9 protein-coding genes and 1 pseudogene are annotated in these 15329 nt (G+C 54.6%); 5 read left to right on the top strand and 5 right to left on the bottom strand.

The genetic code is table 11. From position 1 onward, the window contains the following. Both U2W12_RS18880 and xrtE read left to right on the top strand, forming a co-directional pair. Positions 1–130 (top strand): annotated as a pseudogene (locus U2W12_RS18880) (transposase); the annotation flags it as partial. Positions 131–899: 769 nt separating this feature from the next. Beyond that, complete coding sequence (gene xrtE / locus U2W12_RS18875; RefSeq protein ID WP_326502240.1) at positions 900–2561, top strand: exosortase E/protease, VPEID-CTERM system; 1662 nt, start codon at positions 900–902, stop codon at positions 2559–2561. Between the two features lie 272 nt (positions 2562–2833). On the opposite strand, the gene U2W12_RS18870 is transcribed toward xrtE, so the two are convergent. The 5 genes from U2W12_RS18870 to U2W12_RS18850 form a co-directional block, all read right to left on the bottom strand. Then, positions 2834–7102 (bottom strand): DEAD/DEAH box helicase, encoded by a 4269-nt coding sequence (locus tag U2W12_RS18870; protein WP_326502239.1) that lies wholly within the window; start codon positions 7100–7102, stop codon positions 2834–2836. A 59-nt stretch (positions 7103–7161) separates the two neighbouring features. Then, positions 7162–8058 (bottom strand): tRNA 2-thiocytidine(32) synthetase TtcA, encoded by an 897-nt coding sequence (ttcA, locus tag U2W12_RS18865; protein ID WP_326502238.1) that lies wholly within the window; start codon positions 8056–8058, stop codon positions 7162–7164. A gap of 159 nt (positions 8059–8217) precedes the next feature. Then, positions 8218–9438 carry a beta-ketoacyl-ACP synthase I gene (gene fabB / locus U2W12_RS18860; RefSeq protein WP_326502237.1) on the bottom strand — a complete coding sequence of 407 codons (1221 nt, stop codon included), beginning with the start codon at positions 9436–9438 and terminating at the stop codon, positions 8218–8220. Between the two features lie 11 nt (positions 9439–9449). Beyond that, positions 9450–9965 carry a 3-hydroxyacyl-[acyl-carrier-protein] dehydratase FabA gene (fabA, locus tag U2W12_RS18855; protein ID WP_326502236.1) on the bottom strand — a complete coding sequence of 172 codons (516 nt, stop codon included), beginning with the start codon at positions 9963–9965 and terminating at the stop codon, positions 9450–9452. Positions 9966–10044: 79 nt separating this feature from the next. Next, positions 10045–11952 carry a transglycosylase SLT domain-containing protein gene (locus U2W12_RS18850; RefSeq protein ID WP_326502235.1) on the bottom strand — a complete coding sequence of 636 codons (1908 nt, stop codon included), beginning with the start codon at positions 11950–11952 and terminating at the stop codon, positions 10045–10047. A 108-nt stretch (positions 11953–12060) separates the two neighbouring features. Between U2W12_RS18850 and U2W12_RS18845 the strand changes: the two genes are divergently transcribed. From U2W12_RS18845 to U2W12_RS18835, 3 genes are all read left to right on the top strand, one after another. Continuing rightward, the gene (locus U2W12_RS18845) at positions 12061–13872 is read left to right on the top strand and encodes an ABC transporter ATP-binding protein (RefSeq protein WP_326502250.1); all 1812 of its coding nucleotides are present in this window, start codon (positions 12061–12063) and stop codon (positions 13870–13872) included. Between the two features lie 68 nt (positions 13873–13940). Further along, complete coding sequence (locus U2W12_RS18840; protein ID WP_326502234.1) at positions 13941–14777, top strand: PHP domain-containing protein; 837 nt, start codon at positions 13941–13943, stop codon at positions 14775–14777. A gap of 330 nt (positions 14778–15107) precedes the next feature. Continuing rightward, the gene (locus U2W12_RS18835) at positions 15108–15323 is read left to right on the top strand and encodes a hypothetical protein (RefSeq protein WP_326502233.1); all 216 of its coding nucleotides are present in this window, start codon (positions 15108–15110) and stop codon (positions 15321–15323) included. Positions 15324–15329: the final 6 nt, after the last annotated feature.

Raw genomic sequence — 15329 nt, 5'->3', positions numbered from 1 at the left:
GCCGTATTGGGAACTACTGGCCGAAAATGGGATGCGCTTTTATTTTCTACCTCCTTACAGTCCTGAGCTGAATCGGATTGAAATGCTATGGCGCAAAATGAAATACGAGTGGCTGCCATTCCAATCGTTTACACCTACCGAACTTGAGGATGCTATCGATGAAATCGGCTCTGGTTTTGGCTCTCAATACCAATTTACTTTCTGCTAAGCACTTAATGTGTGTTTCCGAACAGACAGTCCACTAGGAAACAGACATTATAGCCATAACGATTGCCGTTGTATTCTGGCGGTTCGTTCTAGATACCCCTTTAGGTATTTAAAAATTTTTAAAGAAACCACTCTAAATAATCAAAACCGAGAATATGCTCAAAATTGCCAACCAAAAACGAGACCCAGTATTTTTTATACTATACGGCGTGGTGTTTTAGTTGACAAAGCATATCGGATTTGATTATTAAAACTTATACGCGATAGAAAACCAATAGATGATACCATTTCTTAAAATCCTCAAAAAGGAGTAGTTTGTATGAATATTCGACAAATATTATTAACGGGCACAACGGTTATGCTGCTAGCGACAGGTAATGTTTGGGCAAGAGGCAACAGTCAAGAGGGTAACAGCCAAGGTGGCAACAGCCAATGGGGCCACAGCCAAGGGAGCAACAGCCAAGGGGGCAACAGCCAAGGGAGCAAGAGCCAAGGTGGCTACTTGGTTCCCGAAATTGATGCCGCATCGGGAGCCACTGCGATAGCGCTGCTAACCGGTATTTTATTACTAGTAGGTGAACGGTCTCGATCTCGGCGTTCTTAATATTTATTACTTGACGTTAAGCTTTGAAGTCGGATCAAGCAATCGTATTCTGATCCGGCTTTTTTCTAACGAATAAGTTTACTTGATAATGCAAATTGAAGTGCTGGAAAACTCAAAGCGATTCATGATTCGCTGGATATTGCTTATAGCGCTCCAGGCACTCGAACTCGTGGCGATAACCGCGCGGTATGAAGCGCCTTCTCTCTTGATAAATAATGTCGGTTGGTCAGCGCAGCTATTCCAGTTTTCGAAAGCGATTTGGCCGGCAGGGCTATGGATTGCCGGCGCCTGTCTTATTGCACTCAGCCCTCGGCTCAAGATCATTCTTGGCGATTTGCGGGCGCAGTCGACTAAACATCGCTGGCAGGTTTGGCTAGTTTTTCACATCTTAGCTTTCGCTGCATTCGTGGTTGTTACCGAACTCGTTTTCGGAATACCCACCCATTCTACGCATCTCTCAACACCCTGGTTTGCAGTTTGGTTTGTGTTGGCATGTGCAACACTGTTGTTATGGTTGCTCGCTCTCGCTCCGGGTTATTTTTGGTTGCGATTGATTCGCCAAGAGCATATGGCACTGCTTGCGGGGTGCGTGCTGGGAATATGCGCCTCAATACTCATAGGCATACTCAGTCAGTATGAATCCTCTGTCCTCGGCCAAAAAGAATTTTGGGATTCTCTGTCCATACCGACTTTATATCTCGTCCATACACTGCTCGGCTGGTTTTATTCCGATCTTGTCAATCAGCCGGAGAGATTATTGCTGGGTACACCCTCTTTCCAAGTTAAAATCAGCTATGCATGTTCAGGTATCGAAGGAATTTCACTGATAACGATATTTCTCACCCTTTATCTCTGGCTATTTCGCAAGGAACTGCGATTTCCTCAGGCCTTTTGGCTATTTCCTTTAGGCATCATCTTCATGTGGTTAGCCAACGCCGTGCGTATCGCCATACTGATTGCAATCGGAGCATCCTTTTCTCCTGAAGTGGCGCTAAAGGGTTTTCATATGCAAGCCGGCTGGATAGCCTTTACCCTAATTGCAATCGCGGCGATTGCTCTGTCGAACCGGATGCAGTTTTTTACCGTTGCCAAGCCCGACTTTCCTGTTATTAGAACCCGCGAACCTCTTGCCGCCGCCCTTCTCGTTCCCTTCTTGGTTCTGTTGGCTGCATCGATGGTAACATCAGCGGTCTCCATCGGCTTTGATCTGCTATATCCCTTGCGCGTTACTGCTGTTGCCATCATGCTTTGCTATTTTCGCAAGGCCTATAATGACCTCGGTTGGAACTGGACTTGGCAAGCACCGGCAATAGGAACTATGGTGTTCATAATCTGGATATTGCTGGAACCGAATGCCGACAGCGACGAGACGGCGTTAGCCCATGGCTTGGCGAAACTTACCGGTGGCTCCGCGGCAGTCTGGCTGGTTTTCCGCGTGCTCGGCTCGGTAGTCATAGCGCCTATAGCTGAGGAACTGGCTTTCCGCGGTTACCTAATCCGAAAACTGATTGCGAAAGACTTCGAAAATGTACCGCTGAGGCAGTTCTCCTGGCTTTCGTTCCTGCTGACTTCCTTACTTTTCGGATTGCTGCATGAGCGTTGGATTGCCGGGACTTTAGCGGGGATGGGTTATGCCTTGGCCCTTTACCGCAGCGGCCAGTTTAGCGACGCTATCATAGCCCACATGACGACTAATGCGCTGATTGCCATTTTCGTTCTGACCCAGGCGAGATGGTCTTTATGGTCATAAGATGGGCGAGTTCTGCTTCAGTTCTGCCGATATGCTTCGGTAGCCATGACCGATAGGCCGGTTCGTTATGAGATGCGTTTATCATCGTAAGGCATACTTTATCTTTTCACTCGTTTGGACTGACAGACTGTTTTTCGATTGGCATCGGCATCTTTTTTCTGGACGGATCGGGTTTTGCACCCCCAACCTGAGCGTTCGGATAGCCCGCCGCAAACGAGAACCATCAAGTCTATCCGCTCGTATCCACACGGTGGCGCGCCACAGGCAATGGCTTATGCATCCCCCCGCATCAACCCCAACAGATCATCGGCCGACATCTTGCCGCTGATATCCGCGCCGTCGAGCAGGCTGTCGGCGAGGTCGCGCTTGTGGCTGTGCAGCGCGACGATTTTTTCCTCGATGGTCTGCTTCGCGATCATCCGGTAGATCGTGACCGGGCGCTGCTGGCCCATCCGATGCGCGCGGTCGGAAGCCTGATCCTCGACCGCCGGATTCCACCACGGGTCCATGTGGATCACATAGTCGGCCGCGGTCAGGTTCAGGCCGACGCCGCCGGCTTTCAGGCTGATCAGGAACAGTTCGCCGTCGCCGCGCTGGAACGCGTCGACGCGCTGCTGGCGCTCCTTCGCCGGCGTCGAGCCGTCCAGGTATTGGTAGGCGATGCCGCGCTGTTCGACATAGTCCTTGATGATCTGCAAATGATCGACGAACTGGCTGAACACCAGCGCCTTGTGTTTGTTGTCGAGCAGTTCCTCGACGATCTCGCCGAAGGCCGCCAGCTTGCTGCTCGGCAGGCTGATCTCGGCGTTGGCCAGGCGGCTGTTGCAGCAACTGCGGCGCAGCTTGGTGATCGCGGCCAGGATTTGCAGATGCTTTTGGCCGGGAGGTCCGTCCGTGCTGGCCAATGCGTTTAAACTTTCGCGGCGGATCGCTTCGTAAAACGCCATTTCGTCCGGGCTGAGTTCGACATAGACCGGAATTTCGGTGCGCGGCGGCAATTCCTGCAAGACCTGGGTCTTGGTGCGGCGCAGGATGAAGGGCTGGATCAGCTTCTTCAATTGCTGACGCGCCTGATGGCTGCGGTCGCGTTCGATCGGCCCCGCAAAACGCTGGTTGAATTGTTCCTGCGAACCCAATAGCCCCGGATTGATGAAGCGGAACAGGTTCCAGAGTTCGCCGAGATGATTTTCCAGGGGCGTTCCGGTCATGATGATGCGGAAATCGCCTTGCAGATTCATCGCGCCTTGCGAGCGGCGGGTCGCGGTGTTTTTGATCGCCTGCGCCTCGTCGAGAATTACCGTTTGAAAACTGATCTTCGCGAGCATCTCGGCGACCTGCTCCTGCTGCAACAGGCCGTAGCTGCAAATCAACAGATCGTAAGGCCCGAGACGGTCCAACTGCCGCTGGCGGTCGCCGCCGCCCAATTGCTGAGGATTCAGCGTCGGCGCGAAGCGGTTCGCCTCGATTTCCCAGTTCATGCATACCGAGGTCGGCGCGACGATCAGCGACGGGCCGTTCGGCGCGCGTTCGACCAAGAGGGCGAGGCCCTGAATCGTTTTGCCGAGTCCCATGTCGTCGGCCAGGCAGGCGCCGACGCCCCACTCGGCCAGCCGGGCCAGCCAGGCGTAACCGTCCATTTGATAATCGCGCAGCTCCGCCTGAAAGGTCGACGGCAGCACCGGCTGAAACTCGCGCGCCGATTTCAGCCGCCGCACCTGCTCCTGCCAATGCTTGTCGGCCTTGAAGGTGCCGCCGTCCTCGCCCCAGTCTTCCAGGGTCAAGGCGGCGAGCGGATTGAGCCTGACTTTCCTGCCGCTGATGTCGGCATAGGCTTTGAGGTCTTCCAGACGGCGGCGGAACGCATCGGTCAAGGCGACGAACTGGCCGTCCCGCAAGCGCAGGAAGCGGCCCTTGCTGTTGCCGAGCAATGCCAGCAATTCCTGCATTTCGATCACCGTCGCATCATTGATCTTCAATTCGCCCTGCAACGCAAACCAGTCGTTGTCGCGCTTGATGTGCATGCTGAAGGCCGAACTGCCGGCCTGGCCGAGCAGCCGGAATTTGACACCCTCCGGCCACTCGACGATCGTCTGCCCTTCCGGCAGCGCCTGTAATTGCAGCAGCAGCTCGAGGCATTGCTCCGGGTCCTCGAGCAGCCATTCGCCGGCCTCGTCCTGCACAGCCTGCGCCAGCGCCGGACAGGCGTCGAAAAGTTCGGCGGCGCGCTGTCTTTCGAGCTTCAGGTCGCGCCTGGCTTGCACACGTCTGCCGTCGATTTCGGCCAGCACGCTTTCGCCGCCCTGCCCCGGTACATAATAGGCGCCGTCGGTCGCAAAAGGCCGTATCAGCAAAGCGGCCTTCAGCCCCTCGCCGAGAGGCAAGAGATGCAGGCGCGGCGTGGCGTCGGCCTTGACCTGTTCGGCCGTGCTGGAACTGCCGCCGATGTCCGACTGCACGGTCAACAGCCCCGAGATGCCGGTCAGGGTCTGCAGCACGCGCTGCTGTGCGGACAACGGCACTTCCAACCCCTTAGGGCCCAGCACCGAATAAATCTTTTGATGTTCGGTGGTGAATTCGACGACTCTGAGACGGGTTGGGGTTTCCTTGCTGATATGGATTTTTTGTTCAACCCCTGGCGCCGGCTGTAACTTGATCCGTATTTTGTCGCTGTTATCCAGCTTGCTGACCCGCAATTCGGCCTCGCCCCTGACCACTTCAACCCTGACCTCGGGCGAATCCGCCCAAAACAGCAACGGATGGCCGACCAGTTCGATCGGCATCCTGCCGCCAAAGTCGAAATAGGTCGCCCCGTACCAGCTGCTGTCGCGGTACTCCTTGATCGTTTTGCACAGCTTCAGATCCTGTTCGCTCAGGTAATCGAAGCTTTCGCGTTCCGCATGCAGGCGCTTCAAGGCCACGGTCCGGCCTTTGCTCCAGCCGCCCTTGGCCTGCTGCCTCTGCTCGCGCGGCTCGATTTTAAGGGTATGACTGGCGTCATGATAGGAGACCAGCCAGATCAACCGGGCCGGTTTGTCCGCGGCCGCTGGCTGCTCGGCGCTTTTGGCGCCCTGCGGCGTGATGTTCAGCAACGCGTCCAGCGCCAGATCCCAGTCTGGACGGCTCTCGAACAACTCGGCCAGCGCGACTGGGCGCTCTGTCAAAAAGCCCGCATCCCAGTTTTTGGCCTCGTAAGGATTGATCTTCGCGAACAGCTTGGCCAGTTCCGCCGCCGGCCAGCGGTAACCGTTATCGTGCAGATGGTGGTACAGGCGTTTGTGATCGGGGGTTACCCTGCTGAAATGTGCCGAGTCGACCCAGAATTTGATGAGCAGCAAAAAGACATGCTGCAATAAACTCGGCCGCACGATCGTCGCTTCCGGGAGACCGTCTTCGGTAAAACCGGAACTGATCTTATACGGGATCGCAATCGAAAGTAATTCGGCGCGCCGCTGCAATTCGCCCTGTTGAAACTGCTGAAACAATGCGAAATAACGGTAAATCTCGGTCCAAAGGCCGTTCGCCTTGACCGCTTGCGCGAGCAGCGTATCCAGTTTCGCCAACTGCTTGCTATCCTTTTCCTTCAATATGGCCAGCGGATAGATCAATCCCGACAGACCGAGAAAATAGGAGGTACGTTTGCCGGTGGTTTTTCTGAGCGCCGCCAGTGCCTGTTCGAACTGGCCGAGCGCCTGCGCGGTATCACCATTCAGAAACGTCAGCGCGGCCGCTACAGCCTGCAACTCCGCTTCCTCGCGGCCACCTATCCAGCCCTGAAGTTCATCCCATTCGCCGCGCAGCAACTGCAATTCCGCGTATGTCCGTGTCGCCAGAGGCAACTTGGTGATGCCCGGCCGCAGCGCGCACTGCCGTAAAAAGTCATCAACGGAAGGATCGGCATGCAGATGCATCAACTGATGCAGGCCAATGTAACCGGCGATGTCGTTATAGATGACCGGATGCCGGTTCTGCAGCCAGCCGGAGTCGAGCGGATTCAAAATCCATAACAGATAGATATCGAACGTGTCCGGCAGGTGTAAGGTATACCGGCCGACTTTCAGACATTCATTCGCCTTCGCGTAATCGCGGCGATGAAACTGCATCCGCGCTTCGCGCAGGCAATCGTCAACCTTGCTGTAACGGTAGTAACCGCCGCGCACCGGCGCATGTTTTTCGATGCTGAGCGCGACTTTTTCGAACGCGCGCTTGTCTTCCGCCAGTTTTCGGGTCAAAAGTTCGATAAATCTCCGGGGGCAGCGGTAAGCGCCTTGTTTGGGGTCTTTCTCGACCAGTCGCAAGGCTTGCAGCGCCTCGAGATAAGGCAAGACTGTAGCGGATTTCGGCTCCCTGCCTTTCTTGTCCTTGAAACCCAGGTAGAACAGACATTTGCCGATCAATGTCGGCGTCGCATAGCCGTAATACACGGCCAGCACATTCATCACGGCTTGTTGTTCGGGAGGAAGTTGTTCGTAATGTGCGAACAGTTCGGCAAGTGGCTCTGGCGTCATCGTATGCGGGTCGTCATGCCGCTGGACAGGCTGCATGTTGATATTTTGGAGAATAGCGATGCAGGAAGGTTCTCCCGCATCGGTTTGAGGGGAATTTATTCAGCCGTGCCGAGGATCTCGGCAGTTCGTGCTTTCCTGAAATTGCGGTCGAAAATGATAGGCTGTTCGGGATGCACCGGCGCATCTTCGGCTTGCCCACCCCGTTGCAGGCCGGCGAAGTCGAAAAGCGCGGCATCGGCAAGCTGCGAAGGAGCAACGTTTTGCAAACTGGTGAAGATCGTTTCGAGACGCCCCGGAAACTGTTTGTCCCAGCCTCTCAGCATCTGCTTCATCGCCTTGCGTTGCAGATTTTCCTGCGAACCGCACAGGTTGCACGGAATGATCGGAAAATCCTTGAAGACGGAGAAACGCTCGATGTCCTTCTCGCGGCAATAGGCGAGCGGCCGGATCACGATGTTTCTCTTATCATCGCTCAAAAGCTTCGGCGGCATCGCTTTCAGTTTGCCGCCGTAGAAAATGTTCAGGAAGAACGTTTCCAGGATGTCGTCGCGGTGATGGCCGAGCGCGATCTTGGTCACCCCGTGCTCTTCGGCAAAACCGTACAGAATGCCGCGCCTGAGCCGCGAGCACAGCCCGCAGGTGGTGGCGCCTTCCGGGATCACCCGCTTGACCACGCTATAGGTGTCGCGCTCGATGATATGGTAAGGCACGCCGATCGATTCGAGGTATTCCGGCAGCACATGCTCCGGAAAACCGGGCTGCTTCTGGTCCAGGTTCACCGCGATGATCTCGAACTCAATCGGCGCGGTCTTTTGCAGATTCAGCAGAATGTCAAGCAGCGTATATGAGTCCTTGCCGCCGGACAGACAGACCATGACCTTGTCGCCGTTCTCGATCATGTTGTAATCGGCGATCGCGTCGCCGACGTTGTGGCGCAGGCGTTTTTGCAGTTTGTTGAATTGGGTGCGGGTTTTCGAGCGGGTATCCGACATGCGCGGCAACTAAAAAGCAGATTAAAGAAAAAGAAGACCTACGCGGGAGGGTTTGCAACCCCGCCCCTCGCGTTATTACCTTGAAAGGTACGAGACTATGCGGACGGGGCAACATGCCCCGTCCGGCCAGAGCAACCTTGCGGCTCTCGTGAAAATGCTTTAGCCGGTGTAGCGTTCGAACACCAGGGTCGCATTCGTGCCGCCGAAACCGAAGCTGTTCGACATGATCGTGTTCAGCGTAACATTGTCCTCGCGCGCGCGTACGATAGGGATACCTTCCGCGCCCGGATCCAGATGGGTGATGTTCGCCGAAGCGCTCAGAAAGTTTTCTTCCATCATCAGCAACGAATAGATCGCTTCATTCACGCCCGCCGCGCCCAAGGCATGGCCCGTCAGCGATTTGGTCGAACTGACCTTCGGCACTTGACCCGCGCCGAATACGGTGCGCAAGGCTTCGAGCTCGCGGGTGTCACCGACCGGCGTGCTGGTGCCGTGCGCGTTGATGTAATCGACTTTGTTACGCACGGTCGCCAGGGCCTGACGCATGCAGCGCACCGCGCCCTCGCCGGACGGTTGCACCATGTCGTAACCGTCGGAGGTCGCGCCGTAACCGGTCAATTCGGCATAAATTTTCGCGCCGCGCGCCTTTGCGTGCTCGAGTTCTTCGATCACCAACACGCCGCCGCCGCCCGAAATAACGAAACCGTCGCGAGTCTCGTCATAGGGACGCGACGCCGCTTCCGGGATTTCGTTATATTTGGACGACAAGGCACCCATCGCATCGAACAGCACCGACATGGTCCAGTGCACTTCCTCGCCGCCGCCGGCGAAGACGATGTCTTGTTTGCCCATTTGGATCAGTTCAGACGCATGACCGATGCAGTGAGCACTGGTCGCGCAGGCGGAGCTGATCGAATAATTGACACCCTTGATCTTGAACGGGGTCGCAAGACAGGCGGTGTTGGTGCTGGACATCGTGCGCGGCACCATGTACGGGCCGACTTTTTTGATGCCTTTTTCGCGCAGAATATCCGCCGCTTCGACCAGATTCGAGGTCGAAGGCCCGCCCGAGCCCATCACCAGGCCGGTTCTCTCATTCGAAATATCGCTTTCCGCCAGGCCGGAATCATCGATCGCCTGTTGCATCGCGATATAGTTGAACGCCGCGCCGTCGCCCATGAAACGTTTGATTTTGCGATCGATATGCGCTTCCAGATCGATCTTGATCGCGCCGTGGATATGGCTACGAAAACCAAGCTCCCGGTAAATGTCCGCAAAGCCGATGCCGGAACGGCCAAGTTTCAACGATTCGACAACCTCATCCCGGTTATTGCCAATACTCGAAACAATCCCCAAACCGGTTACCACAACTCTTTTCATTACCTTAAACCCTAGAAATCTTCTGTAGAAGTAAACAAACCGACACGCAGATCGGTCGCTTCATAAATCTTTTTACCGTCCACTTCCATCGTCGCGTCTGCAATGCCCATCACCAGCTTGCGCAGGATCAACCGTTTCATGTGGATGTGATAAACCACCTTTTTCGCGGTCGGCAGTACCTGCCCGGTAAATTTGACCTCGCCGACGCCGAGCGCGCGCCCTTTGCCAGGGCCACCCATCCAGCAGAGAAAAAAACCGACCAATTGCCACATTGCATCAAGTCCCAAACAGCCCGGCATCACCGGATCGCCCTGAAAATGGCAGTCGAAAAACCATAAATCGGGCTTGATATCAAGCTCGGCGATGATTTCGCCCTTGCCGTACAAGCCGCCTTCATCGGTGATCAGGGTAATGCGATCCATCATCAGCATAGGCGGTAACGGCAATTGTGCATTTTTGGGTCCGTACAGTTCGCCCCTCCCGGACATCAACAACTCCTCGCGCGTTAAGCTATGCTTTTTCTCCATTCGATGTTTACCTTGGCAATTTTTTATGGGGTTAGTTCCACATATTATCCATCAGGCACTAAAAAAAATCAGCTCATTTTTACCCGGACGGAATCGCCGGCATCAGGTCCCTCAACTTCAATGCATTTTTATTGAGCCGTTGTTGATAGATAATCGCATAAGATAAAACCGAGGCTACATATTTCCGGGTTTCCTTGAACGGAATCGTTTCGACCCAAATATCGGCGGGTATCGACCCCGTGCTCGGCAACCATTTCCCCACTCGTGCGGGACCCGCGTTATAAGCCGCCGTTGCTAAAACCATATTGCCATCGAAGCGTATCAGAAGTTTCTTAAAGTAATAAGATCCCAAGCGAATATTCAGATCAGGATCGAACAGGCTATAGTCAGAAGCCAGAGTTTGCTGAATTTCTCTGGCGATCTGCCGGCCGGTTGCCGGCATTACCTGCATCAGTCCCTTCGCGCCGACAGAAGACTCGGCCCGACTGTCGAGCATGCTTTCCTGCCGCATCAAACCGAAGACGACCGCGGAATCGAGATTATGCAGAAAGGCATTGCTCTGCACTTGTTCCAGATAACGGACCGGAAAACGCAAGGCCAGATCATCCCAGTAGTCGGCCTTGACCAAGGTCTTGATCGCGACATGCGGCCAGCCCCAAGACTCTGCCACCTTGGCGGCCTGCGCCAGTCTCTCCTTACTCAATTTACTGACCGCAAACCACCATTGCCGCTCCGCTTCCATGTCGCGATTTAAAGCCCTGAGTTCAAATACAGCCTGAAAATCTTGTTCGGCCGCCAAATCGTTCAGGCCATTCGCGGCCGGCAGCACCGGCTTATCGGTCAGGCGATAGGGTTGCGACACCGCATCGGCGGCCAAAAAGCCATAAAAACTCCGGTCGTTGGCAGCTTGTGAGTACTGCGTACGCGCAGCCTCATTATTTCCGGCGGAAGCCAGTAAGCGCGCCTGCCAATATTGCCAGCGCGCTTCTTTTAGCTCGTCAAGCGTCAGTCCCGACAACGCCGCTGCGATGTGCCCCCAGTTTTGTTCGAACAAAGCCGATCTGACTCGCCACTCCCTGACCTCGCTGTCATTGGCAATCAGACCTGTCAACCTGTCATAGGCCCCGGTTTTTCTTTGAGCGGCCAAGGCCAGCGCCAGTCGACGCTCGATCATTTGTTTAATGCTGTCTTCCAAAGGCAAACCATTTTTTTCGGCATCCCAAAGCAGCACCGCGGCATCCGGGTCCGACTTGGCCATACGCTCAATTCCGTACGCAAATATCCGTGAGGAAAGTTTATCCTTACGCAAACGGATTTTATCTTCCTTGATCAGTTCGGGATTCTTATCGACTTGCAGCCATGACTCAGCAGCGTCGCGGTCTAAACCTTTAATCTGGCGCGCAAGATACTCGGCCAATTGCCGATTGTTTTCCTTTAACGCCATCTCGAAACGCTGCCAAATCATCTCTGGGGTCATCACGGCAGAAATTGATAACGCAGTAAATAACGGCTCGCATTCGCTCGGCTGCGAACTGCCGCTCATCCAGAGGCGCTTGGCATGTATTAAAGCCTGATCTCGGAAGCCGGCTTGGTATTGCGCCCAGTGGTACAGACATTCTAGCGCCACATCGCCGTCGGCCTGATAGTTGTCGATATAGCCCCGCCACTGGCCATGCTCGGCCATGGTTTTGAGCCATTTGCCGCGCAACAGCGAAGCATAGCGCGTATCTTTATAAGCCGTTAGAAATGCGCGGATTTTATCGGTTTGCGTCAGGTCTTTTTTTAACCACTGGTATTGAAGGTAAGGATACAGCGGATACTCGGTTAACGCCCCGGCAAGTGTCTGAAAGGCGGGGGAATTGCCCTGCTCGACCGCTTGTTCGGCCAGCACGAAATCGGCGCGCTCGCGCTGCCAATCGCGAGCCCAAACGGCATCGGACGACAACATCAGGCATAGCGCCAAGAAAATGAATTGCAAAGACTTCATCCTGTTTGAGAAATTAGCTGAAAAATCGGCATAGGCAAGACAACCGGAGATTGGGCAAGCTATGCCGGAACCCGAGGCTCCGCTATAATGGCGCGGAAAATGAAGACTATGACTGAAAACGTGCATACCAAGCCCTCCAAATCCCAGGCAACGCCTTTTGGCTGGGATTATATCTTTCAAATCGCCCGCCAACATAAAAAAGCGCTGATTTATTCGAATATAATTGCGGTTTTGGCGATGGTCGCGAGCGTTCCGGTACCGCTATTCATGCCTCTGCTGGTCGATGAGATCCTGCTGCACAAGCCCGGCCTGATCATCCGAACACTGAACCCTCTCGTGCCGCCTGCCTGGCAGACGCCGATCTTTTATATCACCGCCGTCCTGTTTGCGAGCCTACTGCTCCGGATCATCGCGATCATTTTCAACATTGTCCAGGCCCGAGAGTTTTCCCGCATCGCGAAAGACATCATCTTCCGCATCCGCAAGCATTTGATCGGCCATCTACAAACGATTTCGATGGCTGAATACGAAAGCCTCGGCACCGGCTCGATCGCGACCCATCTGGTCACCGATCTCGACACGATCGACAATTTCATCGGCAACACGATCAGCAAACTCCTGGTCGCCTGCCTGACCATTTTCGGCACCGCAGTGATCCTGCTCTGGATGAACTGGCAACTGGGCCTGTTCATTTTGCTGTTGAACCCCGTTGTTATCTATTTCACACGCGTGGTCGGCGGCAAGGTCAAGGATCTGAAGAGCAAGGAAAACACCGCCTATGGTATCTTTCAGGAAGCGCTGACCGAAACGCTCGAAGCGATTCATCAGATTCGCGCCAGCAACCGCGAAAAACATTATTGCCGGCAACTGATCGAAGCGGCGCTGTATGTGAAGGATTACTCTGCCGCCTATGCCTGGAAAAGCGACGCCGCGAATCGGCTGAGTTTTTTGATTTTTTTGTTCGGCTTCGACGTATTTCGCGCATTGGCGATGCTGATGGTGTTTTATGCAGACCTGACGATAGGCCAGATGCTCGCGGTATTCGGCTATCTCTGGTTCATGATGGCGCCGGTGCAGGAAATTTTGAACATCCAGTATGCGTTTTACGCGGCGAAAGCGGCCTTGGGGCGGATCAACAAACTGAAAGCGCTGAAGCAAGAACCGCATTACCCGCATCTTGAAAATCCGTTTCTGGATAAAAAAACAGTCGCGATCCGCATCGATGATCTGCATTTTAGCTACGGCGAGGAAAAAGTGCTGAACGGCATCAATCTGACGATCAACGCTGGCGATAAAGTCGCCTTGGTCGGCGCGAGCGGCGGCGGCAAATCGACCCTGATCCAGACCTTGATCGGCCTGTATCCGGCCGAAAGTGGCACGATTTATTTCGATGACGCGCCGATGGAACGGATCGGACTGGAGGTAGTCAGAGAAAATGTGGTCACCGTTTTGCAGCAACCGATTTTGTTCAACGACACGATACGCGCGAATCTAACCTTGGGTCGAACCGCAACCAGTAAAGAATTATGGAATGCGCTGGCGACCGCGCAACTCGACGACATTGTGAAGGATTTGCCGACCGGTCTGGACACAGTCGTCGGCCGTCACGGCATGCGTCTGTCCGGGGGCCAGAGACAGCGCCTCGCAATCGCGCGGATGATCGTCGCGAAACCGAAAGTCGTGATACTCGACGAAGCGACCTCCGCGCTCGACAGCGAAACCGAACATAATCTGCATCAGGCGCTGGCCGAGTTCTTAAAAGGTTTAACCACGATTATCATCGCGCACCGGCTCAGCGCGGTCAAACAAGCCGATCATGTCTATGTGTTTGAGGAAGGTAAAATCTGCGAACAGGGGCGGCATGAAACGCTGATCGCGCAAAAGGGGCTTTATGCGAAACTGTACGGGGAATATCAATAACAGCAGGTTCAAGGTGCAATGGAATAAGTTTGCACGAATACAAAAAATTATAACGATAACAATAAACCATGCCAGAAATATATGACCTGCATTGCCATTCCACCGCCTCCGACGGCGCCCTCTCTCCCGCCGCGTTGGTCGAACGCGCGCACCAGCAAGGCGTGACCGCGCTCGCGCTGACCGATCACGATACCACCGCGGGGCTCGACGAAGCGAAACGCTCGGCGGACGCCGCCGGCATCCGCTTCATTTCCGGCATCGAACTCTCCAGTCACTGGCAAAGCAAATGCTTGCATATCGTTGGACTCGGCATCGATCCCGCCTATGTCCCGCTTGCCGAAGCGACGCATAATCTCCGCAATACGCGCCTGCAACGCGCCGAACAGATTGCACTGAAACTCGAGAAAAAACGCATTCCGGGAGCCTTGGCAGCAGTCAAAAAAATGGCCGGCGACAGCATGATCACGCGCACTCATTTCGCCGATTTTCTGCTCTCGCAAGGCCACGTGCTTAGCCAGCAGGAAGCGTTCGACCGCTACCTTGCGAAAGGCAAACCGGCCTATGTCTCAACCCCCTGGGCGGACATGAGCGTCGCTATCGACTGGATTATAAAATCCGGCGGCGTCGCGGTGCTCGCGCATCCGTTACGCTACCAATTGACCGCCAGTTGGCTCAGACGTCTGCTGAATGCTTTCAAGGAAGCTGGCGGCCAAGCGGTCGAAATCGTAACCGGACGCTATAATGCCGAAGAAATCAAAAATATGGCCGATTATGCGAAGCGTTTCGGCCTGGCGGGATCGGCTGGATCGGACTTTCATAGTCCGGCCAATCAATATGTCGAACTGGGCCGGCTTGCGCCGCTACCCCCGGAAATCCAACCGGTTTGGGACCTGCTTACATCGTGACAGCCACGCCCGTTCGACGAAAACAGGCAATAAAAGCTAATACGACTATTTATAAAATAAAGCCACGGCCGGCAAAAACCACAAGCTAACCAGGAAATACGCAATAACCGACGCCAGTATCCTCGATTCCGAGACACTGGATCAGTTATTGGACATCGGCAACTCCAGCTGTTCCGCCTGGGCCGACAGCGCCTATCTCTCCGAGAACACCGAAACGGACTTAAGAAGCCAAAGGCTACCACACGCAAGGATGCCCGCGGCAAACAGCAGACTGCATGTAAAAAGCAAGGCAACAAGACCCGTTCCAAAACCCGCTGGCGGAGCGGGCACATGTTTGCCTATACGGTTCAAAGTGGCTGCAAGGCTGTGTGCTGTATCAATCTCGCCCGCGCCGAAGTATGCATCGGCGTCATTAACTTGATCTACAACATGCTGCTTTTTGCACCCTCCGCAGAATATCGGCGTCTTGAAGACGGGGAACAGGGCGAAAGACTCCTTCAAAACAACACGGGAAAACATAAATTTATGCCAAAATGCGGGTTTTGATGGCGC

This window comes from Methylomicrobium sp. Wu6 (assembly GCF_035916875.1).
In the GTDB taxonomy this organism is placed as follows: domain Bacteria; phylum Pseudomonadota; class Gammaproteobacteria; order Methylococcales; family Methylomonadaceae; genus Methylomicrobium.
The sequence above is the reverse complement of the archived record's forward strand: the minus strand, read 5'-3'. Positions and strand labels throughout refer to the sequence as shown.

What these genes read in the sequence shown, in the direction of transcription:
- xrtE (WP_326502240.1), top strand. Translation starts at nt 900, where the DNA reads ATGCAAATTGAAGTGCTGGAAAACTCAAAGCGATTCATGATTCGCTGG.
- U2W12_RS18870 (WP_326502239.1), bottom strand. Translation starts at nt 7,102, where the DNA reads ATGCAGCCTGTCCAGCGGCATGACGACCCGCATACGATGACGCCAGAG.
- ttcA (WP_326502238.1), bottom strand. Translation starts at nt 8,058, where the DNA reads ATGTCGGATACCCGCTCGAAAACCCGCACCCAATTCAACAAACTGCAA.
- fabB (WP_326502237.1), bottom strand. Translation starts at nt 9,438, where the DNA reads ATGAAAAGAGTTGTGGTAACCGGTTTGGGGATTGTTTCGAGTATTGGC.
- fabA (WP_326502236.1), bottom strand. Translation starts at nt 9,965, where the DNA reads ATGGAGAAAAAGCATAGCTTAACGCGCGAGGAGTTGTTGATGTCCGGG.
- U2W12_RS18850 (WP_326502235.1), bottom strand. Translation starts at nt 11,952, where the DNA reads ATGAAGTCTTTGCAATTCATTTTCTTGGCGCTATGCCTGATGTTGTCG.
- U2W12_RS18845 (WP_326502250.1), top strand. Translation starts at nt 12,061, where the DNA reads ATGACTGAAAACGTGCATACCAAGCCCTCCAAATCCCAGGCAACGCCT.
- U2W12_RS18840 (WP_326502234.1), top strand. Translation starts at nt 13,941, where the DNA reads ATGCCAGAAATATATGACCTGCATTGCCATTCCACCGCCTCCGACGGC.
- U2W12_RS18835 (WP_326502233.1), top strand. Translation starts at nt 15,108, where the DNA reads ATGTTTGCCTATACGGTTCAAAGTGGCTGCAAGGCTGTGTGCTGTATC.